Source organism: Mesorhizobium sp. WSM1293, assembly GCF_000513875.1.
GTDB lineage: Bacteria > Pseudomonadota > Alphaproteobacteria > Rhizobiales > Rhizobiaceae > Mesorhizobium > Mesorhizobium ciceri.
On sequence record NZ_AZUV01000018.1, the window covers coordinates 38,889 to 62,037 of the forward strand.

Below are 23,149 nucleotides of genomic sequence, written 5' to 3' on the forward strand. Positions count from 1 at the left end.
GTCTTAGCATGTTTGCACGCCCTGGCTCCACGTGCCCGACCGGATCGCAACCGCAGCGTGTCGTTGGGGAAAGCTCACCTTCCTCCGTTCCTCTCCGGTCCGCGTCAGTTCCGAAGTATGTAGGAAAGCAACATGCATTTCAAGGCCGTAAAACAGACATTAAAACAACATGATAGGTATACTAGTCGATTTTCGTGATACGGCTGCTATCGTCGGTGCTTGACAGGAAAGTAGGATAGTTACAGACTGATTTTCGCTGGGGATGAGCCAATGGATCATCGCGCAATCTTCCCGGGGGGCAGATGAACACGGGCGATGCAAAAAAGCCGAAGCTTGGCGTGCAGGCAGCCACCAAGATCTATCACACGGCCTCCGGCGACCTGCTGGCGCTGGACCGCTGCAGCCTCGATGTCAGCGTCAATGAAATCGTCTCGATCGTAGGCCCTTCCGGCTGCGGCAAGACCACGCTTTTGTGGTCGATGTCGGGCCTGCACAGCCTGACCAGTGGCGAGATCCGGCTCGACGGCAAGGCCATCACCGGTCCGCATCCCGATATCGGCATCGTCTTCCAGGAGGCGAACCTCCTGCCGTGGCGCAACCTCGACGCCAACATCCGCTTCCCCTTCGAGATCAAGGGCGAGAAGCCGGACCGGGCGTGGATCGCGCATCTGCTCAACCGGGTCGGACTCGATGGCTTCGGCGGCAAGTTTCCGCGCGAGCTGTCGGGCGGCATGCAGCAGCGCGCGGCGATCGTGCGGGCGCTGGCGCTAAAGCCCTCGGTGCTTTTGATGGACGAGCCGTTCGGCGCGCTCGACAGTTTCACCCGCGAGGAGATGAACCGGCTGGTCGAGGAGATCTGGCTCGACACCAAGACAACCATCGTCTTCATCACCCACTCGATTGAGGAAGCGATTTTTCTCTCGGACCGGGTGGTGGTGCTGAGCGCCCGGCCTGGCCGCGTCGCCAAGGAATACCGCGTGCCGTTCCCACGGCCGCGTTCGCTGGAGATCATGGCGACGAAGGAGGTCTTCGACCTCACCAACCGGATCAAGATGGACATTGTCGGCGAACGCACGCGGCCAAAAGCGCCGGAGCGCCCGAGCGCCGAAATCGTGAGGATCAGGCCGTGAGCGGGGGCGATGCCATTCCGGAATTCTCAAAGTCCAAGTCGGGCGCCAAGGCGGGCGATGGCCACGAGGTCAGCCTGACCAACCTTTCCGCCTTCGCCAGCGGCCCCGGCATCAAGTCGGGCAAGGAGGTGGCGGCCATTCTTGCCGTGGCGGTGATCATCATCGGCGGCATCGAACTGGCGCTGCGGCTGTTCCACGTGCCGCTCTATATCATGCCGCCGCCGAGCTCGATCGCCTATGCGCTGTTCGACGAGTTTCCGCTGATCGCGCCGCATCTCGGCTACACGCTGGTCGAGCTGGTGTCCGGCTTCACCATCGGCGCCATCATCGGCCTGGTGCTGGCCGCCGTCATCACCCAATTCCCGTTCGCAGAGAAGATCGTCGCGCCTTACATCCTGCTTCTGGTCACCACGCCGATGCTGGCGCTGGTGCCGCTTCTGATCCTGCGCTTCGGCTTCGGCTACACGCCGCGCATCATCGCGGTGGCGCTGGCCGCCGGGCCGATGGTGATGATCAATGCGGCGACAGGCTTTCGCCGCGTCGACAGCGCCAAGATCGCGCTGGCGCGTTCCTATGGCGCCAGCACCCTGCAGATCTTCTGGAAGATCCGCGCGCCGATGGCGCTGCCGATGATCCTGGTCGGGCTGATGATCGGCGCCATCTTCGGCCTGCTGACCGCGGTCGGCGCGGAAATGGTCGGCGGCGGTTTCGGCCTCGGCAACCGGCTGACCACCTATTCGTCGATGATCCAGATGCCGCAGTTCTTCGCGGTGGTGCTGATCCTGTCGACGCTCGGCATCCTGATCTACGTGCTGTTCTTCCTGATCGGCAAGAAATGGGCGAGCTGGGAGGCTTGAACACAGGGATATGACGGCGCCCGGGAGGCGGGCGGCAAGAGACTGACATCAAACAAAAAAGGGGAATGCCATGACCAAAGAGAACTCGATCAACCCGGCGGGGATCAGCCGCCGCTACTTCCTGCAGGTCACCGGCGCCGGGCTGGTGACGGCGACGGCGCTTGGCGCCACCGGCCCGAAGGCCAGGGCCGAACCCTACGGAAAATTCACCTGGATCTCGCCGCGCGGCACGCTCGAAGTGCTCGACGACTATCCCTACTGGGCGGCCAAGAAGGCCGGCTATTTCGACGGGCTGGACACCGACATGCAGCCGGGACCATCGGACGGCACCGCGACGGTGAAGTTCGTCGATGTCGGCCAGGCCGATATGGGCTTCCCGTCGCCCGGCGTGTTCTCCTTCGCCATCCAGAACGGCATGAAGCTGAAGTCGGTGTTCCACATGGGCGCGCGCGACACGTTCAGCATCGCCTTCCGCAAGGGCGAGGGATCGAACGACCTGAAGAAGCTGGAAGGCAAGACCATCCTGCTCGGCTCCGCCGCCTGGCAGTCGATCACCGACCCGCTGCTGGCCGCGCAGGGCGTCGACATCAAGAAGGTGAAATATGTCGAGGCCGGCTGGCCGACCTGGGGAACGGCGCTGGCCGGCGGCCAGGGCGACGCCGCCCTGTCGTGGGAAGGCCTGCGCGCCGAATGGATCGCCAAGGGGCTCGACTTCGAATACTGGCTCGGCGTGCAGAATTCGAAGCTGCCGGCCAACACCTTCGTCGTGCGTGCCGCCGATCTCGAGGATCCCGACCGCAAGGCGTTTTTGGAAAAGTACCTGCGCGGCTGGGCGATGGGCCTCGAATTCGGCTACCAAAATCCACGCGCGGCGGTCGAAGCGGTGTTCGAGCAGTTCCCGACGCTGGCCAAGAATCTCGGGCCGGAGCTCGGCACCACCTCGATCCTGCAGCAGATCAACGTTTTCCGCGGCGACATGGACAAGCGCGGCGGCTGGGGCTCGCACGACATGGCGAGCTGGCAGGGCTTCTTCGACGAAATCCACAAGATCGGCCAGATCACCGCCCCGGTGAAGGCCGAGGATGTCTGCACCAACGATCTGATCGGCCCGGCCAATGATTTCGACAAGGCCAAGGTCAAGGCCGATGCCGACGGCGTCAAGCTGTCGGAAGGTTTTGCCGCGCTCGATGTCGAGAAGATCAAGGCGCATCTGTTCGATTCGGCGGTGAAATAGGGCTGCGCAACGGGTTATGTCGGCGCCGCCCTCCATTACCCTGCCTTGGCTCCTTTCCTCTCCCCCGATCGACGGGGGAGAGGAAAGGGCAGGCAATGAGCGGCGGCGCTGACCCGAGGTGATTGTCTCGGATAGACATACGAGCGGCAACCGATCGCCGCGCACAATTCAATCAAAACCTGGGAGATATTCGGTGTCCGACAAGGTAAAAGTGCTGGTGGTGGGTCTCGGCAATATGGGTGCGTCGCATGCCAGCGCCTATCACCGGCTCGACGGTTTCGAGATCGTCGGCATCATGAGCCGGTCGATCAGGAGCAACACGAAGATTCCGGAAGAGTTAGCCGGCTACCCACTCTACGAGGATTTCGACCAGGCGCTGAAGGAAACAAAACCGGACACCGTCTCGATCAACAGCTGGCCGAACACCCACGCCGAATACGCGCTGAAGGCAATCGCCGCCAACTGCCATGTGTTCATGGAAAAGCCGCTCGCCACCAACAACGAGGATGCCGTGAAGGTGGTCGCGGCGGCGCGGGCCAAGAACCGCAAGCTGGTGCTCGGCTATATTCTGCGCGTGCATCCGTCGTGGATCAAGTTCATCGAGGTCGGCAAGACGCTCGGCAAGCCGCTGGTGATGCGGCTCAACCTCAACCAGCAGAGCAGCGGCAGCGCCTGGCACTGGCACAAGAACCTGATCGATTCGCTGATCCCGATCGTCGATTGCGGCGTCCACTATGTCGACGTCATGTGCCAGCTGACCGGCGCCAAGCCGGTGCGCGTGCACGGCATCGGCGCCAAGCTCTGGGCGGAAGCCGACAAGCAGAATTACGGCCATCTGCACGTCACCTTCGATGACGGTTCGGTCGGCTGGTACGAGGCGGGCTGGGGCCCGATGATGAGCGAGACGGCCTATTTCGTGAAGGACGTCGTCGGCCCCAAGGGCGCGGTGTCGATCGTCGCCGGCCAGCAGGCAAGCAGTGTTGCCGAGCTGGCAGAGGTTTCGAATTCCGCCGACATCGACCGCCACACCAAGACCGATGCGCTGAAGATCCATTATGCCGCTGTCGACGGCGACAAGAATTTCTCCAAACCCGACGAGATCGTCAGCATGGAGGACGAACCCGGCCACCAGGAACTGTGCGATCGCGAGCAGGCCTTCTTCCTGCGCGCCATACGCGAGGATCTCGACCTCACCGAGCAGATGGATGCGGCGGTCAACAGCCTGCGCATCGTGCTGGCCGCCGAGCAGAGCATCGCACTGGGGCGCACCATCGACCTGGCCTGAAGTCGCGCCAGCCCCCTCATCCGGCCGCTTCGCGGCCACCTTCTCCCCGTTGGGGAGAAGAGGGTGGCGCTGGCGCTGCAAGTCTCCTCTCCCCTCGGGGAGAGGTCAGCCGAGCGAAGCGGAGGCTGGGTGAGGGGGCCGATGCCCCAATACAGTTCTCCGCAGGAGCAGCATCAACACAAGCTATCCGCCGAAGGAGAGAGATATGGCCGCCGTCACCGACAGTCTGCTGAAAACCTATGCCGAGTCCGACGCGCTGGACCTTGCGGCGCTGGTGAAGCGCGGCGACGTTACCCCGGCGGAGCTGGTGGAAGCGGCGATCACGCGGGTCGAGCGGCTCAACCCGACGCTCAATGCGGTCATCCATCGCCTCTACGACATGGCGCGCGGCCAGGCGCAGACGGTCGACACATCAGCGCCCTTCGCCGGCGTGCCATTCCTGCTCAAGGAGCTGGCCTCGTCCTGGACCGGGGCGCCGAACACCAACTCCTCATTCTACCTGAAAGATGTCGTCGCCGATTTCGACACCGAAGTCGTTCGCCGCATGAAGGCGGCCGGGCTGGTGCTGGTCGGCAAGTCGAACGCCCCAGAAAATGGCTGGTCGATCACCACCGAGCCAAAGCTCTACGGCGCGACGAAGAACCCGTGGAAGGAAGGCATCACGCCCGGCGGCTCCAGCGGCGGAGCGGCCGCGGCGATTGCTTCGCGCATGGTGCCGATCGCCGAAGCCAGCGATGGCGCCGGCTCGATCCGCATCCCGGCCTCCTGCTGCGGCATCGTCGGCCTGAAGCCGTCGCGCGGCCGCGTCAGCCTCGCGCCGTTCGGCGACTATTGGTATGGGGGCGCCTATTTTCTTTGCTGCTCGCGCACGGTGCGTGACACGGCGGCCTATCTCGACGCGGTCGCCGGCGCGCTGCCGGGCGACCCCTACACGCCGCCGGTTCCTGATGGCAGCTGGCTCAGCCTGTCGGCGCGGGCGCCGAAGAAGCTGCGTATCGGCTTTTCCGTCACGCCGCCCAACGGCACCGCGATCGATCCGGAGGTGAAGGCGGCGGTGCTGGAGACCGTGGGGACGCTCGAGCGGCTCGGCCACCATGTCGAGGAGCATGACATGCCGCTCGACGCCGATGCTGTGTGGAAGACCTACACCAACATGACCTGCGTGCAGACGGCGGCGACCTTCGACTACCTTGAAACGGTGATGGGGCGGTCGGTGACACCGGGCGAGGTCGAGGCGGTGACCTTTGCGATCATCGAGCGCGGCCGTGCAACCAGCGGCACCAGGCACATCTCCGACGTCGAGCAGCTCAGGCAGGTCGGCCGCGACATCGTCGGCGACCTTGGCGCCTACGATCTCTTCATCACCCCGACGCTGACGCAGCTGCCGCGCCCGCTCGGCTATTACGACATGTCGGAAACCGATATCGACCGCTACAACGCCAAATGGGCGGACTCGGTGTTTGCCTTCCCCTTCAACATCTCCGGCCAGCCGGCGATCTCGCTGCCGCTCGGCTGGTCGAAAGACGGCGTCCCGATCGGCGTGCAGCTGGTCGGCCGCTACGGCGACGAGGCGACGGTGCTGGCCGCGTCGGCGCAGCTGGAGCAAGAGATGCCGTGGAGGGGGAGAAGGCCGGCGGTGAGTGGTTAGGTGCTTGGCAGCCCACCGCCGAGTTCCGTGGCGCCCCCCTCTGTCCTGCCGGACATCTCCCCCTCAAGGGGGAGATTACGCGCTCAACAGCCTTCGCCAAATCATCTACACGGTAAGGTGGGCGAGACGGCGAAGCTGCCAATCTCCCCCCCCTTGAGGGGGAGATGCCCGGTAGGGCAAGGGGGGCGTAGAGCGCTGTCCCTGCAGTGACCCGCCTCGCTATCCAATCCTCTCCAGCCGTCGCGGCAGCCTGTTCATCGGCTTGGGCCCGTCCGGCGTGATCAGGAACTGGTCCTCGAGATTGAAGCTGGCGAGGCCGTCTATGTAGAGCGGGATCTCGAAGGCCAGCACCATGCCGGCTTCGATCACGACATCGCTGTCGGCGGCGATGAACGGCCATTGTTCGGAAAACACCGACTGGCCGACGCCATGGCCGAAATGGCCGCGGCGGTAGGTGCGCAGCCCTTGCCGCGCCAGGCTGTCGGTGGCGACGCGATGCACGTGGGCGAGCGTGGTTCCCGCAACAAGGGACGCCAGCCCGTCGTCAAAGGCCCGCTCGGCAATGGCGTGCAGTTCGGCCTGCTCGGCGGATGGCGGCCCGAAGGTGAAGTTGCGCGACATGTCGGAGGCGTAGCCGCCGACCGTGCAGACCATGTCGCACTTCAGCGGATCGCCAGGCATCGCTTTCGCATCGGCATCTTTGGCCCGAGCGCCCAGCGTCACATATTCGGCAGTTTGGACCGGATGAGACAGGCCGGACGCGGCCGTGGCGACACCTTGCCGGTAGAGGGCAATGAGATCGGCCTGGCGCATGCCGGCCATCGCATCGACCTGCAGCCGCTCCAGCCCGGCTTCCGACAGGATGATGCCTTGCTGCAGCAGGTCGATCTCGCGCGGCGACTTGATGGCCCGCAACCTGTCGAGCACGGCCGAGCCGTCGACCATCGTGCAGGCCGGCAGCAGCGCCTGCATGACCGAGAAATCGGCGGCGGGAACAAAATCGAGGTCGACGCCGACCCTTGCGCGCCCGAGCCCGAACCCGGTCAGGATCTGCTTCAGCTCGTCGACGGCACGGGCGAGTTCGAATGTCGCGGGCCGAGAAAAACCAGGCGCCCGGCCGGCAAGGCCGGCCTCGATGCGTTGCGGCAACCCTTGCCCTGACGTCGAGGCGTCCAGCGTGGCGGCTTCGATCCAGATCGGGTGGCTGCGGATAACAGCGTCCGGCAGAACCCGCTGCAATTGTCCCGCATTGAAGTCCGCCACCACGACGCCGATCGGCAGGTCTCGGCCAGCCGGGATGACGACAAAGCCGGCGCCGGAGCGCCGGAACAGTCCCGCCGGGCCGATCGAGGCTCCGGTCGCATAGTGGAAGGCCTCGGGCGCGCACAGCACCAGCGCCTCGATGCCGGCGCGGTCCATCAGTTGCGCCGCGCGCTGGCGGTCGACAAAGCCTGTCATGGATTTCTCCACTGTCCGAAGCGGCAACGGAGCATTCCGGGTGCGTACAATCAAGCCGCTGACAACAGCTACTTGATCGATTCCAGCTTGGCGACGGCGGCGGTGAAGCCAGCCAGCGACACCGGGATGGTGACCGGCTTGCGGGTGACCGATTCCATGCCGATGTTCAGATTGGTCCCCGACTTCATGGCCTTGATGAGATCCGCCGACAGCGGCGTGGCGGCATAGGCGCCGTTCTGGTCGCTGGTCTGGATGGCAATCGTCGTCTTCTGGCCCTGATCGATCTGGAAGGAGGCGCCGGACGGCAGGAACAGGCCGTGCGGCAGGGCAAGCAGCATGGCGAGGCTGCCATTGCCGTTGTCGCGGCGCACGGTCACGGTCAGCACGCGCTGCCCGGTCTTGGCCTCGGTCAGGTTCTGCGAAAGCTGGCACTGAAGCTCGGTGGTCGTCGAACCGCTGGAGCAGTTCACCGCCCACGGATTGGCATCGGCCGGTTTTGCATTGCTTTCAGCCGGCTTTGGCTGGGCCGGCTTGGCATCTTCGGCGAGGGCTGGGCCGGTGGCCAGAGCAAGCCACAGGGCGGCCAGTCCCGCGGCCATGCCGAGTAAATTAGATCTAGCTAAAGTAAATGTCATGTTGTTTTGCCGGATGCCCTGCATGTTTCCTCGCCGCGCCCGGTATTCTCCCGAGCATGGCTTGATACAACACCCGCGACTGTTCCGAAAGCCGAGCAGGAGGCAAGCAAGCCGGCGAAATTACTGTGGCTTTTCGGATACAACGAACAATATTGCAGGAGGCCCTCAGAAATCGAAGCGCCGGAGACTCGCTATACAATAGAATTCGAGTAAGATTTTACACGGGGTGCGTGCAGTCCCCGAAGGACTCGCCAGGGATGGGAACTACCGAGACGCCTCGGCAAGTTGGTGAGATGGCGGCGCGTGGGGAGGATTTCCGCGTGCACGCCGGCTATCGCCGTTCGCGAATCGCCAGGCATCTCTGGAAGACGACGGCACTGACGACGCTGGCGCTCGGCCTTTCAGGCATGGCCGCCTATGGCGATCCCAACGGGCTATGGCAGCCGCAGATCCGCGCCATCATCGGCGCCGACAACAATGGCGGCAACGGCGCGCTCGAAGGTTTCATCCCGCTCAAGCAGACGGCCGAATCCGTGCTGTTCCTGGATGTCCGGGCCAAGCACGATTTCAAGGATGGTTCCGGCCAGGATGTCGGCCTCGGCATTCGCCGCATCGTCAACCCGGACCTGATGATCGGCGGCTACGCCTATCTCAATCTCGAGAACTACAACTCCACCCAGTTCACCGCCGCCACGCTGGGGGCCGAAGCGATCACGCCTCATTTCGATGCGCATGTGAACGTCTACCTGCCTATCAAGGGTGATTCGACGGATCACTCGACCAGTTCGACCCTGTCGATGGTCAGCAACCAGCTGATCGAGCAGATCTCGGTCCTCGACCACCGCGATTACGCGGCATGGGGCATTGAGGGCGAGATCGGCGCGCAGGTGCCGGTCAACCTGCCCGACAAGCATTCGCTGCGGCTCGACATTGGCGGCTATCATTTCGAGGATCCGCATGGCGACGACGGCAGCGTCACCGGCGCCAAGGCCGGCTTCGAGTATACGATCGGCGATGTCTTCGGCAGCAACACGGAACTGGTCTTCGCCGGCGAGGTCCGCAACGACAATCGCGACGACACCCAGTTCGCCGGCAGTGTGCGGCTGAACATCCCGTTCAATCCCGGCAGCGGCTCGAACCACGCCGCCAATGGGGCGGATAGCGGGCCGGAGCCGGTCTATCCGGTCAGCGAAGGCCTGCGCAAGCGCGTCAACGAGCGCGTGCGTGGCGATATCGGCGTCCGCGTCCAGTCGCAGACGCTGACCGGCGGCTCGACGACGCGTGTCGCCATCAACGCCGCCACCAATGCCGCCTTCGGCAAGTTCTACTACGCCGATGGCGGCCTCGCCGGTGCCGGCACGCTGGCCGACCCGACGACGCTCGACGACGCCGTGACCAAGTCGGGTGCGAACGGTTTTGTCGTGGCACTCGGCGGCAACGGCAATCTGACGACTGGCGGGGTGACGCTTGCCAATGGACAGACCGTCATCGGCGGCGGCGAAAGCGTCACCGCAAGGCTTTTCGGCGGCGGCACCAGCACCTTCAACCTGGGCGGCAGCGACGGCACGATCCAGGGCACCAACGTCGCCAACCCCGTCTTTACGCTCGCCAACGGCAACACGCTCAGCGGCATCACCATCACCGGCGGCGGCGACGGCATCTTCGGCAACAACATCACCGGCGCGACGCTGACCAATGTGACGGTCACCGGTGCGGGCGGCAACGGCGCCGACTTCACGGGCAGTTCGACCGGCATCACCGGCTCCAACTTCACCGCCACCGGCAACGGCCTCGACGGCCTGCACATCGACGGCGACGGCACCTACAATTTCACCGGCACGACGCTGCTGAAGGGCAATCTCGACGACGGTCTCGATATCACCGGCAAGGGCACCTACACCTTCGCCACCGTCAATGCGCAGGACAATACAGACCGCGGCATCACCGTGCAGGGCACGTCGACCGGAGGCACGTTCACCACCACCGGCGGCACCGTGTCAGGCAATGGCGGCACCGCCGTCTTCATCGATCCGATCACCGCCCATGTGGTGCTGGACTCGATCAGCCAGAGCGGCGGCACGTCGGGTGTCGTGCTGGAGAATGTCGCGGGCAGCTTTACCGTCAACGGTGCGACGACGATCTCCAACACGACCGGACCGGCGATCGCCATTTCGGATTCGCCGGCGACGATCCGCTTCGGCGACATCAGCATCACCAACCCCGGCGCCGACGGCATCTCGTTTGCCGGCGTCAATGCGGCGGTGGTCGCCGGCAACATCGTCATCTCCGGACTGGGTGTCGGCACCGGCCTCGACTTCTCCGGATCCAAGACCAATTTCACTGCGCAGTCGCTCAGCATCACCGGCACCGGTGCTGCCGGCTCGATCGGCATCGATCTGACGTCGCCGAGCGTTGGCGGCGCGGTGATCATCATCACCGATGGCGGCGTCATCACCAATGTCGATACCGGCGTGCGGCTGGGCATTGCCGGCACGCCGGGCGCCACGGCCAACGCCGAATTTACCTTCGGCGGCAATTCCAGCTCCATCTCCGGCATCACCGCCTCGCTCGATGCGCGCGGGCTCAATGAGGGCAGCGGCCACTACGCTTTCGGCACGACCGCGTTTTCCGGCCCGCAACTTTACGATCTGCGCAATTACATCTTCGTTGCGGCCGGGGCTTCGGGCGGCGGCACGTCGATCACCGACCTCGCCTCGATCGAATATGCCGACAGCATTACCGCCAGCGACGCCATCATTGTCCTGGTCAACCGCGGGACAATCGACGACGCCACCGGCTTCTCGCTGAGCGACGGACAGGAACTGGCCTCGTTCGGCAACGACCGCGCGTTCTCGCTCGGCGGGGTGCCGTTGAATGTCACCGGCACCAACGTCCATCATGACGAATCCATATCGGATTCAGCGGGTGCGGCGACGCTGACCAGTTCCGGCGGCGGTAATGTCGTGACGTTGGGCAACGGCAACACGCTGCTCGATTTCAACATTTCCGGGGGTTCCGGCTCGGCGATCTACGGCTTGGGCATCAACGGCCTGACCGTCCAGGGCGTGACGGCCAGCAATGTCGGGTCCGGCCTCTATCTCAATGGTGTGACCGGCACGGTCTCGGTCGACGACCTGACCGTCCAGACCGCATCTCAAACCGGCATCGTGCTTGTCGATTCGAGCGCGACCGTCGATTTCACCGGCAACACCAAGATTACCAGTGCCGCCAACGTCGGGCTGTTCGCCAACAATTTCGACGGCATCGCCACCTTCGACGATCTCGACATCAGTGGCGGCGGCAGGGGCGTGGCCATCTGGAGCGGCTCGAGCGGCACGCTGACTTTCGCGGCCGCGAGTTCCATCACCAACACGGGCGATGTAGCCTTCAACATCAACGGTGCGGTGCCCAACGTCACCTACAACGGCACGATCGACCAGGCCAATGCGGCCAACGCGGTCAGGATCATCGGCCAGACCGGCGGCACCGCCACCTTCGGCGGCAAGATCACCGCCAGCACGGGCTCGGCCAACGCGATCGACCTGTCCGCCAACACCGGCGGCACGGTGAAATTCACCGGCGGGCTGGACCTGACCACGACGACCGGTACCGGCTTCGATGCCACCGGGGGCGGCACGATCACAGTCGCGGCCGCGGGCACGGAGCAGATCACCACCGGCACCGGCCGGGCGATCAATCTCGACGGCATCACCATCGGCACCGGCGGCATGGCGTTCGACAGCATCACGACAGGCGTTGCGACGGCCACGGCGCTCAACTTCAATGCCGTCTCGGGCGGCCAGTTCCTGGGTGGCAATGTCACTGTCGGCGGCACCGCTGCCGGCATCAACGGCCTTGCAATCAACGCTTCGTCATCGACTTTCACCATCACCAATCTGGTGACGACCAATGTCGCGGGCACCGATGTCAGCCTGACCAACAATACGGGCTCGATCACGATCCTCGGCGGCACCATCACCAATTCGGGCGCTGGCGACGGTGTCGTCGTTTCCGGCGGCAGCGCGACAGTCGGCGTAGCGGCCAACATCTCCAGCTCGGCAACCGCGCCAGGCGCGGCGGTCAAGGTCGACGGCACCACCGGCGGCTCGGTGACCTTCAGCGGCACCATCACCTCCACCGGCACCGGCAATCTTTTCGCGATCGGCTCGACGCTGCCCCCGGTCGGCGGCGCGATCAGCTTCACCGGCTCGACACTGTCTGCGACGGGTGGCGGTGGGGCGCTTGTCAGCAGCCTCGGCGGCACCGCGACGTTGAACGTGACCGCGCCGCTGTCGATCACCAATGCCACGGGCACCGGCCTGTCCGTCACCAATGTCGCCAGCACGGCATCGGCGAGCTTTGGCGAGGTCACCGTGACGACGCCTGGCGGCACCGGCATCTTCATTGCCGACAATGGCACGGTCACCTTCGGCACAACCCAGGTTACGCTGGGAGCGGCAAGCACCGCCGGCATCGAGTTCCTCGACATCAACGAACATATCAGCTTCGGCACGACCACGATCGACGAGGTTGGCGCCAACCAGACCGGCATCGACTTCAGCGGTTCCTCGAGCGGTTCCTCGACAAGGGCCGATTTCGGCCTGACCACGATCACCGGCACCGGCAGCCTGACCTCGCGCGGCATCGACCTGTCGTCGACGACCGGCAACAAGACCATCACCTTCCTGCGCGGCTCCAGCATTTCCAATGTCGGCGTCGGCGTCGAATTGTCGTCGAGCGGCGCCACCGCGACCTCGGCCAACGCCAACTTCACCTTCGGCGACGGCACGTCCGCCGATGGGCTGCAGTCCTCCATCAGCGCCGCCGCCGGCGGCTACACCGTCAACACGATCGGGCTCGATCCGACGCTCGGCAATTATGATTTCGACGACGTCAACTTCACCGGCGCCGCCCATCTGGCCAGCGCGGTCGGTGGGACCATCATGATTTCCCAGGGCGGTGGCATCGTCCACGCCAACACGGACGGGCTCAGCGCCGACGTGACCACCTACACGGTCGCCGAGGCCGATGCCATGACCGGCACGCTGAACTTCGCCTTTGTCGGCACCGTCGATCTCAGCGGCACCCCGTTCACGCTCGATTCCGGCCAGTCGATCATCGGCTTCGGCAACGGCGCCTCCATCCTCACCTCCGGTACCGTCCAGCCGGTCAATGTCCAGGGCAATCTCGGCGCTACTGGCGGCAACGTCACCGGCGATGAGGGCGTGGTCAAGAGCACGGGCAGCGATACCCTGCATCTGCTCGGCAACAACCAGGTGCGCGACACCGCTTTCGACTTCAGCGGCGGCAGCGGCTCGGTCTTCCTCGTCGACGGGAGCGCGGCTGGCTTCGTCAATACCGGCGGCATCTTCATCGAAGGCGTCACGGTCAGCAATGTCGCCGTGGGCCAGACAGCGTTCAAGGTCGTCGGCCTCGACACCAATTTGTCGATCACCAACAACAACATCAACGTCGCCGGCACGCTGCTCGACGCCAATGGCGGCAGCGGCGACATCACGGTCACGCGTGGCAGCTTGCCCAACAGCGGTCCGGCGGGCACGCTGACCGGCGGCGGCATCTCGATCGCCAACCGCAGCGGCGGCCTGGTCAACTTCACCGACAAGGTGACGGTCAACGGCAACGGCGTCTCGCTGACCGGCAATGCCGGCTCAACGATCACCTTCGCCGATGTCGACATCACCACGAACGGCCAGACGGCGTTCAGCGCCAGCGGCGGCGGCACGGTCAATGTCGTGACCGGCACGATCAATGCCACCAACGCGCAGGCGGTGGCGCTCGACGGCATCACAGCCGGTGTCACGCCCAATGTCGATGGTATCCATTTCGCCTCGACAAGTGCGACCTTCAGCTCCGGCAGCGGCATCGATCTGCAGAACCTCAGCGGCACGGTCGCTCTCGGCACCGGCAAGTTGACCAACACCGGCCTGGACGCGGCCTTCGATGTCGGCTCGGGCACCAATGCGAGCGGCGGCAACGCGGTCATCTCCTATGCCGGCACCGTCGCCAGCAACGGGACGGGTGCGGCGGTCTCGATCCAGGAACTGACTGGCGGCTCGGTGACGCTGTCGGGCAACCTGACCGACGGCAACGCCGCGGACGGCGGCAATATCGTCGTTGCCGGCATCGATAACGGCACGGCGGCGACCGTCACCTTCTCGGGCGCCAGCCAGGTGATCAGCTCGGGCACGACGGATGCCGTCAGCCTTGGCATCCTCGGCGCCTACCCGGCGGGCACTCCGACCCCCAACACCGACGGCCTGATCAATTTCACCGGCGGCAACCTCGCTATAACGACGACGACCGGGGCGGGCTTCGTCGCGTTCGGCGTCGGCGATGGCCTCGTTGCTGGCACCGGTAATGGCAAACTCACAGTAACCGGCGCCAACAACACAATCTCGTCCGGCGGCAACGGACTGCTGCTGTTCCTCAGCAATGTCGGCAGTGGCGGCATCGCCTTCAAGAGCATCGCGGCGGACTCAAACAGCGATGGCGCCGGCGTGATCCTGTCGGGCCTCAATCTCGCCGGCAATGTCAACATCGGTAGCGGCGACATCGGCGGGCTGACCGATACGGGATATACGGGCGCCTCGTTGAACGGCCTGTTCGGCGCCGGTCAGGTCAATTTCGAAGGCAAGACCGATCTCGACGTCAGCTACGAAGGGTTCGAGATCAGCGGTCAGGTCGGCGCCATAAACATCGCCAATGTCGCCGGATCCACCCTGGCCATCGACGGCGCCCAAGTTGGCATCGCGTTTGCCGCCCTGCAGACCGGAACCGTCAATGTCGGCGGCAATGGCGGCATCGCCGGCATCGGCGCGACGACAAGTACCAGTGTTTCGGCCATCAGCCTCTCCGGCGGCAACGACCTTATCAATGCAACGCTGAACTACAACGGTTCGATCAAGATCGATACGGGCGCTGTGCTGCAAGCTGGCGTCGGCGACTGGACCGAGCTGAACATGAGCGGTTCGGTCGTTTCGACTACGGCAATATCCGGGCTGGGGGCAGCAGCTTTCGTCTTCAGCGGCAACGCCAACGGGCTCTACAATATTTCGAGCACGATCGATCATACCGGCACAGCCGTCGGCGTGCTGTTTGACGGATCGTCCGAGGGAACGGTCACTTTCTCCGGCACGTCGAAGATTTTCAACACCAGCAGCGGCACCAACGGCGCCATCGTCAAGGCCCCGAGCATCGGGGTCGGCGAAGGCACGGGTACGCTCGCCTTCACCAATGGCGGCCTTGCCATCACCACCAGCAGCGGCGCCGGCTTCACCGCCAGCACCTCCGGCCCCGGCACGGTCAGCATCACCGGCCTCAACAACACCATCGCCACGACGACCGGAACCGCGCTCAAGCTCGACGGCGCGACGGTGGGCGCGGGCGGTCTCAATTTCAGCTCGGTGTCAGTCAATGGCGCGGCGACCGGCATTTTGCTCAACAATGTCAGTGGAAGCATTATCAATTTCGGTGTCGTCAACCTGCTCGACGTCACCTCACGCGGCGTCGACATTTCTGGCACTTTGGGCGGTATGGCGCTGAGCGCCGTCGGCCTCAACATCGGGTTGGGTGCCGCTAACGCCGTGGGCCTCGATCTCAATGGTGCGGCTCTCGGCACAAGCGTTATCTCGGTTAGCGACTTCGACGTCGACGGCGGCGGCTTTGCCGGCACGATCGGCATCGACATGGCTGGCACGACGGGTACCGGCACGATCCAACTCGGCGACTCAATCAACAACAACCCGGCTGGCCAGACCTCGACCATCGCCAATGTCGGCTATGGCGTCCAGTTCTCCAGCGCCACCAACGCCAAGCTGGTGTTCGGTGACGGCGCCGGCCCGGCCGAATCCTCGATTTCGACCACCGGCGGCCAGGTCATCCACACCACCGACGCCAGCCTGCCGGCCAATGGCAGCTACAATTTCAACGACGTCAATTTCACCGGCGACACCGCGAACCTGGCGTCGATCAGCGTCTATTATGTCACCGCAGGGGGAACCGGCGACGGCAGCCTCGCCAATCCTGGCAGCTATGCCGGAGCGCAGGCTTCCACGGCCAATGTCGTGGTGCTGATCGACAAGACCGTCGACGGCGGCCAGGCGACGATCGACCTCGGCGCGACAACGTTCCAGCTCGACGACGGACAGGTGTTGCTCGCCTTCAAGAGCAACGACGCGGCGGTGGATGTTTCGCAACTCGGCGTCGGCGCCGCCGGCGGCGCGTCGGCGGCGTTCCAGTTCACCACGATACAGAACACGACGATCGTCTCGGCGCCGGCGGGCATCGACACGCTGCGGCCGGTCCTGCAGAGCAACAACGCCACGCAGGTCATCAACCTGGCGACATCAGGCAGCGGCATCTTCACGGGCGGCATCCAGAACCTGATCGTCAGCAATCTCGGTTCCGGTGCGGGCGTTGCCGTCAACGCGACCGGCGCTTCCAGTTTCTTCGTCAAGAGCAACACCATCACCGCCGGCGGCAACGCGCTCGATTTCTCCACCACGGGAGCTCCGGCCAATACGCTTCTGCTTTCGATCGACGGCAACACGCTCAATTCGAGCGGCGGACTGGCGGCGTCCTTCACCGGGCAGAACATCGATGCCGACCTGAACTCGATCGCGATCAGGTCCTTTGCCGGCAATACGGTGACCGGCGGCACCGGCGGCGGCATCGCCTTCAACAATGTCCGTTTCGATTCAAACGGCACCGGCGGCACCGTCAGTGCCGGCACGCTCGACGTCGGCACGACCGCTGCGGGCGGGCGCGTCCAGGGCGACGGGTTTGGCTTCAACAACACCAGCGGTACGCTCGATCTCGGCACGTTCAGCGTCGCCAACAATGGCGGCACCGGCGTCATGGTCAGCGCCAAGACCACCAACTTCACGCTGAACAGCAGTGGCGGTTCGGTCGACACCACGGGCGGCAACGCGTTCGATCTCGACCCATTGACTGTCAACATGACGCTCGGCAGCGTCACCGCCACCGGCGGTGCCAATGGCATCATCTTCGACGGCGTCGCCGGCACTTTCAGCGTCACCGGCGCCACCACCATCACTGGCACCACCAACTACGGCATCAGTGCGATCAACACCAACACCGGCACCTTCAATTTCAACACGGTGACGGTGAACAACGCCGGCAGCAGTGGCGGCGGCATCCAGGTGGCGAGCGGCACGCTCAAGGTCACCGGTCTCGCCAACATCGACACCACAAGCGGCACCGGCGTCTCGCAAGGCACGGGCTCGACCAGCTTTACCGGTGGCCTGACCATCGACACCACCAGCGGCGACGGCTTCCTCGGCATCGCCGCCGGCTCGATCACTGTCATCGGAACCGGCAACACGATCACAACGGCGACGGGCCGGATCGTGTCGCTGCAGACCGCCGTGATCGGTGCCGGCGGTATGACATTCGACACGCTGAAGGCGACGGGAACGGTCGGCATCGGCGCCGGCGTACAACTCGCGACGGTCTCGGGCGGCAACTTCAACGGCGGCGCGCTTTCCGTCGCCGGCACAAGCAACAATGCGCTGGTGGTTCAGAACAGCACGTCGTCAGCGGTCAATTTCAACAGCGTGGTCGTCAGTTCGGCAAGCGCCAACGGCATCTATGTCGTCAACGGCGTGACCGGCCCGGTCACTATCGGCACGGTGACGATAGACAATACGGGCGGCGCGGGCGTGCGCGTCGACAGCTCGTCCGGCACGATAAACATCAATGGCGGCTCGATCGGTGCGACCGACGATCCGACCGGCTCCGCCGTCCAGCTTGTCGGCGGCGCCGCGACCTTGAACATCGCCGCTTCGCTCACCAAGACGACGACGGGCAAGATCGTCGACATTTCCGGCGTCACCGGCGGTAGTGTCACGCTGTCCGGCAACCTCAGCGCGACCGGCGGCGGCTTCGACAACGGCATCGATGTCCGCAACAATGGCGGCGGCACGTTCACCTTCAGCGGCGCCAAGACGCTTTCCACCGGCGGCTTTGCGGCTGTCAATCTGGCCAACAACGCTGGCGCGGCGATCGACTTCACCGGCGGCGGGCTGGTGATCAACACGACCTCCGGCCCTGGCATCGCCGCCAGCGGCGGCGCGACGGTCACGGTCACCGGCGCGTCCAATGCGATCACCACGAGCGTTGGGTCCGCACTGGACTTGTCCGGCGTGACCGTCGGTGCGGGCGGCATCAACCTGAGCTCCGTATCGGTCAATGGCGCATCCGTCGGCATAGGGTTGAACAACGTTGCCTCGTCTGGCGGCGGGGCCATCGCGCTGGGCACGGTCGACCTGCAAGGCATCACCACGTTCGGCGTTGACGTCGGCGGCACGCTGGGTGCGGCGCTGAGCTTCGCCAACCTCGACATTGGCCTGAACAGCACGACGGGCGTCGCCTTCGACCTCAACGGCTCGACGATCAACGCGGCGGTGACGGCCAATGACTTTGACGTCACCAACGCGTCCGCCGCCGGCGCCTCGATCGGCGTCGACCTGCGCGGCGCCATTGGCGGCCAGGTGGTGCGCCTCGGCGATGCCGCAGCCGGCGGCGCCATCTCGAGCATTGCCGGCGTCAACACCGGCGTGTTCCTCGGCAGCACGACCAATCTCGCCTTCACTTATGGCGACGGCGAATCGGTGACCGACAAGAATTCGACCCTCGGCGCCAATGTCGGCATCGATGCGGCCAGCGCGCCGGTCGCCGGCACCTACAATTTCCAGGATGTGAACCTCACGACCAGCCCGGGCCTCGGCTTCGGCGTCGGCAAGATCTATTTCGTCGGCGCCAGCCCCAGCGGCGACGGCACCGGCCGCGACCAGAGCAATCTGGCGACGCTTTCGACGGCCGAAGCGGCGTCCGTCGCCAGCGACATCCTCGTCCTTGTCAACAATGGCGGCGTTATCAGCGCGGCGGGCACCAATGCCGACAACACACTGGTGCTTGGCGCCGGCGAGCAGGTGCGTGGCTTCGGCAATGGCGCCATCAATCTGGCGCTGGCGGTGCCGTCCACCATTCAGCTTTCCAGCAACAGCATCTCGATCATCGACCAGACGCCGGACGGCGCGGCGACGCTGACGACCGGCAATGGCAGCAACGCCATCACGCTCGGCACCAGCGGTAACATCATCGATGGCTTCATTCTCGACGGCAGCCCGACGGGTGCGGCGCGCGGTATCAAGGACAATAGCGGTGGTACGACGACGGGCACCATCATCAGCAACATGACGATCAAGAATTTCCTGACCGCCGGTGTCGAGATCACGCCGTCGGCCAACACGACGATCGACCATGTGACGTTCTCCAGCAATGCCAGCGACGTCATCGTCAACGCGGCCAACACCACCATCAGCAACGTCAGCAGCACAGGCGCCACCGGCATCGCCTTCGACATCCGCAACGCGACCGGCACGACGACGCTCAGCAACCTCAACATCACCACGAACACGACCGGCACCGGCATCGCCTTCGGCGGTGCATCCGGCCCCCAGGGCACGATCACCGGCACCAATGTCGATGTCACGGGCGGCGCCGGCGGCGGGATCAAGGTCACCGGCGGCAACGCGGCCATCACCTTCGATGCGGCGAGCTTTGTCGGCGTCCCCGACACATCGAGCGGCACGGCGGTCACGATAACGGGCCGTAGTGGCGGCAGCTTCGCCTTTGCCGGGTCGGTCGCGGCAAATGGCACGGCGAGCGGCATCAGCGTTTCTGGCGCGACGGCGGCCAACACGGTCAGCTTCACCGGCGCAGTCGGTCTCGGCACGGTCTCGACGCTGACCGGCACCGCGGTTTCGATCAACAACAACGCCACGGCTTCGACTGTCAGCTTCGCCAACATCGGCATCGTCACCAACAGCACCACCGGCTTCAGCGCCATCAATGGCGGCACGGTCAATGTGACGACGGGCACGGTGAGTTCCACCGGCGCGCAGGCGGTTAACCTCAATGGCGTCGCGGCCGGCATCAATTTCACCTCGACCACTTCGACCGGCGGCTTCAACAATGTGAAGCTGACCAGCGTCACCGGCTCGGTCAACCTCGGCGCCGGCGCCCTGAGCGGCGTGACAGGCGTGGGCGCGGTGGCCTTCCTGGTTGGCGACGGTTCGGGAACCGCCGGCACCGGCGGCACGGCCACGATCAGCTATGGCGGCACGATCAGCGCCGGCGCTGGATTCAACACCGTCAACATCCAGGATCACTCGGTCGGTCTGGTCACGCTGTCGGGCAATCTGACCCATAGCGGCGCAAGCGGCAGCGCCATCGTCCTCGACGACAATTCCAGCAGCTTCACCTTCTCGGGTGCAACCAATAATCTCACCACGGGCACGTCGAACGCCATCGACATCATCGACCAGACCGGCGGCACCATCGCCTTCCAGGGCGTGCTCAACATCGACACCACCTCTGGCATCGGCATCAGCCTCAGCGGCACCAGCACCGGCACCTTCAACTTCACCGGCGGCAATCTCACCATCGACACCACGGGCGGCGCTGGCTTCAGGGCCACCGGCGGCGGCACGGTCAGCGTGACGGGCACCGGCAACCATATTAGCAGCGGCAACGGCACCGCGCTCAATATCAGCAACACCCAGATCGGCTCGGGCAACGTTACCTTCCGCGACATCACATCGAATGGCGGCAGCGCCAACGGCATCATCCTCAGCAACACCGGCACCGCCGCCGGCAATGGCGGCCTGCATGTGACGGGAAATGGCGCCAACGTCGGCGCGACCGGCGGCGGCGTAATCGCCAACAAGACCGGCGCCGATGGCTCTACGACGCAAGGCAGCGGCATCTACCTCAACAACACGAAGGATGTGCAGCTCAACGGCCTGCAGATGAACGATTTCCAGAACTACGGCATATCTGGAACCAACGTCACCGGCTTCACGCTGGACCACACGATCATCAACGGCACGGTCGGAACGTCGGTGGGCGGCATCGGCGAAGGTAATGTCTATTTCACCGGCCTGAGCGGTTCGGCATCGGTTTCGAACTCCACCTTCACCGGTGCGGCGTATGATGCGTTCCACGTTTTCAACGATGGCGCACAGACGCTTAACCGGCTCACCATCACCGGCTCGACATTCGCGACCAACGCGGCTGCGGGCAATGCGTCAAACGACGCGATTGTGTTCCAGGCGACGGGCGGCACATTCAACGCCACCGTCCAGAATTCGACCGTTACATCCGCCAGGAGCGATATGGTCCAGCTCAACCTGCTGGGCACGGTGACGTCGGATCTTGTGTTGACCGGCAACACGATGAACAACACCAACCAGAACATTGTTTCTGGCGGCGGTGGCCTCACCATCGGCGGCGGCGGCCCGGCCAACAATGTCAGCCTGACCTACAACATCTCGAACAACACGATCTCGGGATCGCACGGCGCGGTGATCGCGGTCGCCAAGGGTACCGGCATCGGCGCCTCGTTCGTCGGCACGATTAACAGCAACACCATCGGCACGCAAAACGTGGCCGGCAGCGGCTCGACTCAGGGCTTTGGCATCGCGGTGTTCCACGATGGCGCAGGCAATTCGAACACGACCATCACCAACAACCAGATCCACGGCACGGTTGGTGGCATCTATACGCAGGTGAAAAACGGCGCTGGCGGAACGATGACCGCGGTGATCCAGGGCAACATCATCGACACGCTCGATCAGGTGAATTCGTTTACGGGCATCTATGTGCAGACCGGTTCGAACACCACCAACAGCGGCACCCCGGACAACAACAAGTCCAACATCACCCTCGGCGGCGCCGGTGCACTCGCCAACCACGTCGATATCGGAGCCAATGCGGGCTTTGCCATCGCCGCCGGCATTACAATCGAACAGGAAGGCAATTCGCGCGTCGGCCTGATAGGCAGCCCCAATTATGCGGGCGCGCCATATGACTTCACGGCAATCCAGACCTACATTGCCAATTTGAACGTCGTCACCGGGAGCAATGCACCAGACGTCTTTGCCTTTGGAGATCCAAACACGCCTGCCGGCTTCGGTTTCTTCGGAGGCGCGCAGTTCTAGTCATGGCTTCGGCTTCGGTCATCCAGGGCAACACGTCGACATATTCGATGGAGAGAATAGTTTGCCGGCGCGCTGTACGATTTCACAGCGATCGCGAACTACGTCAGCCGAGGAGCGGCGTCACCGTCTCTCATGCGACAGCCGTATCCGATGGAGATTCCGGTATATTAGCGGATAGTGATATTTTGACCAACCCAGTTCTGATAGGTAGTCGGCGCAGATTAAAGCTTTAGACAATTTGGCAACAAGAACACATTGTCGCGCATTCTGAATTTTATACGGGCACACACCAAGATTTGTAGTGACTTGCTAATGTAATATGCCATAGTGGGCTCAGCGCTCAAATAGAGGGGGGACGCGTGGCTGAGCCGTTTCTTTCGGAAATCAGGATCATGTCCTTTGTCTTCCCGCCCAAGGGCTGGGCGTTGTGCGACGGGCAACTCCTTCCCATAAACCAGAATCAGGCGCTGTTTTCGTTGCTGGGAACGACGTTTGGCGGCGACGGCCGGGTCAATTTCGCCTTGCCCGACTACCGGGGGCGCATGCCGATCCATGTCGGCAGCGGCCATACGCTCGGTGAGCGGGGTGGCGAACAGGCGCACACGCTGTCCATTTCGGAGCTACCCACACACACGCATCTCGGAATGGCTACGAATACAAATGGCGCGGTTCCGATTCCGGGCAACGCGTTTCTGGGGGCTGTGAACAATGCCTATACCCAGCCCGCACAGCTGACATCCATCAATCCCGGAACCATTGCAAATCAGGGCGGCAGTCAGGCGCATCTCAACATGCAGCCTTTCCTGACACTCAGCTTCTGCATCGCCCTGCAGGGCATTTTCCCGTCGCCGACCTGA

9 protein-coding genes are annotated in these 23,149 nt (G+C 64.1%); 7 read left to right on the forward strand and 2 right to left on the reverse strand.

Annotation, left to right across the window (positions count from 1 at the left end; all coding sequences use genetic code 11):
- The first annotated feature begins 302 nt into the window (after positions 1-302).
- The 5 genes from M729_RS0121790 to M729_RS0121810 all read left to right on the forward strand — a co-directional run bounded on the left by M729_RS0121790 (position 303) and on the right by M729_RS0121810 (position 6,154).
- Positions 303-1,130: an ABC transporter ATP-binding protein gene (locus tag M729_RS0121790; protein ID WP_024504068.1), complete on the forward strand. Its 828-nt coding sequence runs from the start codon at positions 303-305 to the stop codon at positions 1,128-1,130.
- The gene (locus tag M729_RS0121795; protein WP_013528757.1) at positions 1,127-1,987 is read left to right on the forward strand and encodes an ABC transporter permease; all 861 of its coding nucleotides are present in this window, start codon (positions 1,127-1,129) and stop codon (positions 1,985-1,987) included. The genes M729_RS0121790 and M729_RS0121795 overlap by 4 nt, the downstream gene beginning before the upstream one ends.
- Before the next feature lie 70 nt (positions 1,988-2,057).
- Positions 2,058-3,221, forward strand: coding sequence for an ABC transporter substrate-binding protein (locus M729_RS0121800; protein ID WP_027162853.1), 1,164 nt, complete (start codon positions 2,058-2,060; stop codon positions 3,219-3,221).
- Between the two features lie 193 nt (positions 3,222-3,414).
- Positions 3,415-4,506, forward strand: coding sequence for a Gfo/Idh/MocA family oxidoreductase (locus tag M729_RS0121805; RefSeq protein ID WP_013528759.1), 1,092 nt, complete (start codon positions 3,415-3,417; stop codon positions 4,504-4,506).
- Positions 4,507-4,711: 205 nt separating this feature from the next.
- Positions 4,712-6,154 carry an amidase gene (locus M729_RS0121810; RefSeq protein WP_027162854.1) on the forward strand — a complete coding sequence of 481 codons (1,443 nt, stop codon included), beginning with the start codon at positions 4,712-4,714 and terminating at the stop codon, positions 6,152-6,154.
- A gap of 219 nt (positions 6,155-6,373) precedes the next feature.
- On the opposite strand, the gene M729_RS0121815 is transcribed toward M729_RS0121810, so the two are convergent.
- On the reverse strand, positions 6,374-7,612 hold the full coding sequence (locus M729_RS0121815) for a Xaa-Pro peptidase family protein (RefSeq protein WP_013528761.1): 1,239 nt from the start codon (positions 7,610-7,612) through the stop codon (positions 6,374-6,376).
- 68 nt (positions 7,613-7,680) lie between these two features.
- Complete coding sequence (locus M729_RS0121820) at positions 7,681-8,211, reverse strand: invasion associated locus B family protein (RefSeq protein WP_245267610.1); 531 nt, start codon at positions 8,209-8,211, stop codon at positions 7,681-7,683.
- A 329-nt stretch (positions 8,212-8,540) separates the two neighbouring features.
- Between M729_RS0121820 and M729_RS01000000135560 the strand changes: the two genes are divergently transcribed.
- Complete coding sequence (locus M729_RS01000000135560; protein ID WP_245267611.1) at positions 8,541-22,292, forward strand: hypothetical protein; 13,752 nt, start codon at positions 8,541-8,543, stop codon at positions 22,290-22,292.
- Positions 22,293-22,651: 359 nt separating this feature from the next.
- Entirely contained in the window at positions 22,652-23,149 is a 498-nt protein-coding gene (locus tag M729_RS0121835) for a tail fiber protein (RefSeq protein ID WP_024504063.1), read from the forward strand.

Bases quoted from the DNA above. Each gene is read 5' to 3' on its own strand.
- M729_RS0121790 (WP_024504068.1), top strand. From the start codon at position 303: ATGAACACGGGCGATGCAAAAAAGCCGAAGCTTGGCGTGCAGGCAGCC.
- M729_RS0121800 (WP_027162853.1), top strand. From the start codon at position 2,058: ATGACCAAAGAGAACTCGATCAACCCGGCGGGGATCAGCCGCCGCTAC.
- M729_RS0121810 (WP_027162854.1), top strand. From the start codon at position 4,712: ATGGCCGCCGTCACCGACAGTCTGCTGAAAACCTATGCCGAGTCCGAC.
- M729_RS0121815 (WP_013528761.1), bottom strand. From the start codon at position 7,612: ATGACAGGCTTTGTCGACCGCCAGCGCGCGGCGCAACTGATGGACCGC.
- M729_RS0121820 (WP_245267610.1), bottom strand. From the start codon at position 8,211: ATGGCCGCGGGACTGGCCGCCCTGTGGCTTGCTCTGGCCACCGGCCCA.
- M729_RS01000000135560 (WP_245267611.1), top strand. From the start codon at position 8,541: ATGGCGGCGCGTGGGGAGGATTTCCGCGTGCACGCCGGCTATCGCCGT.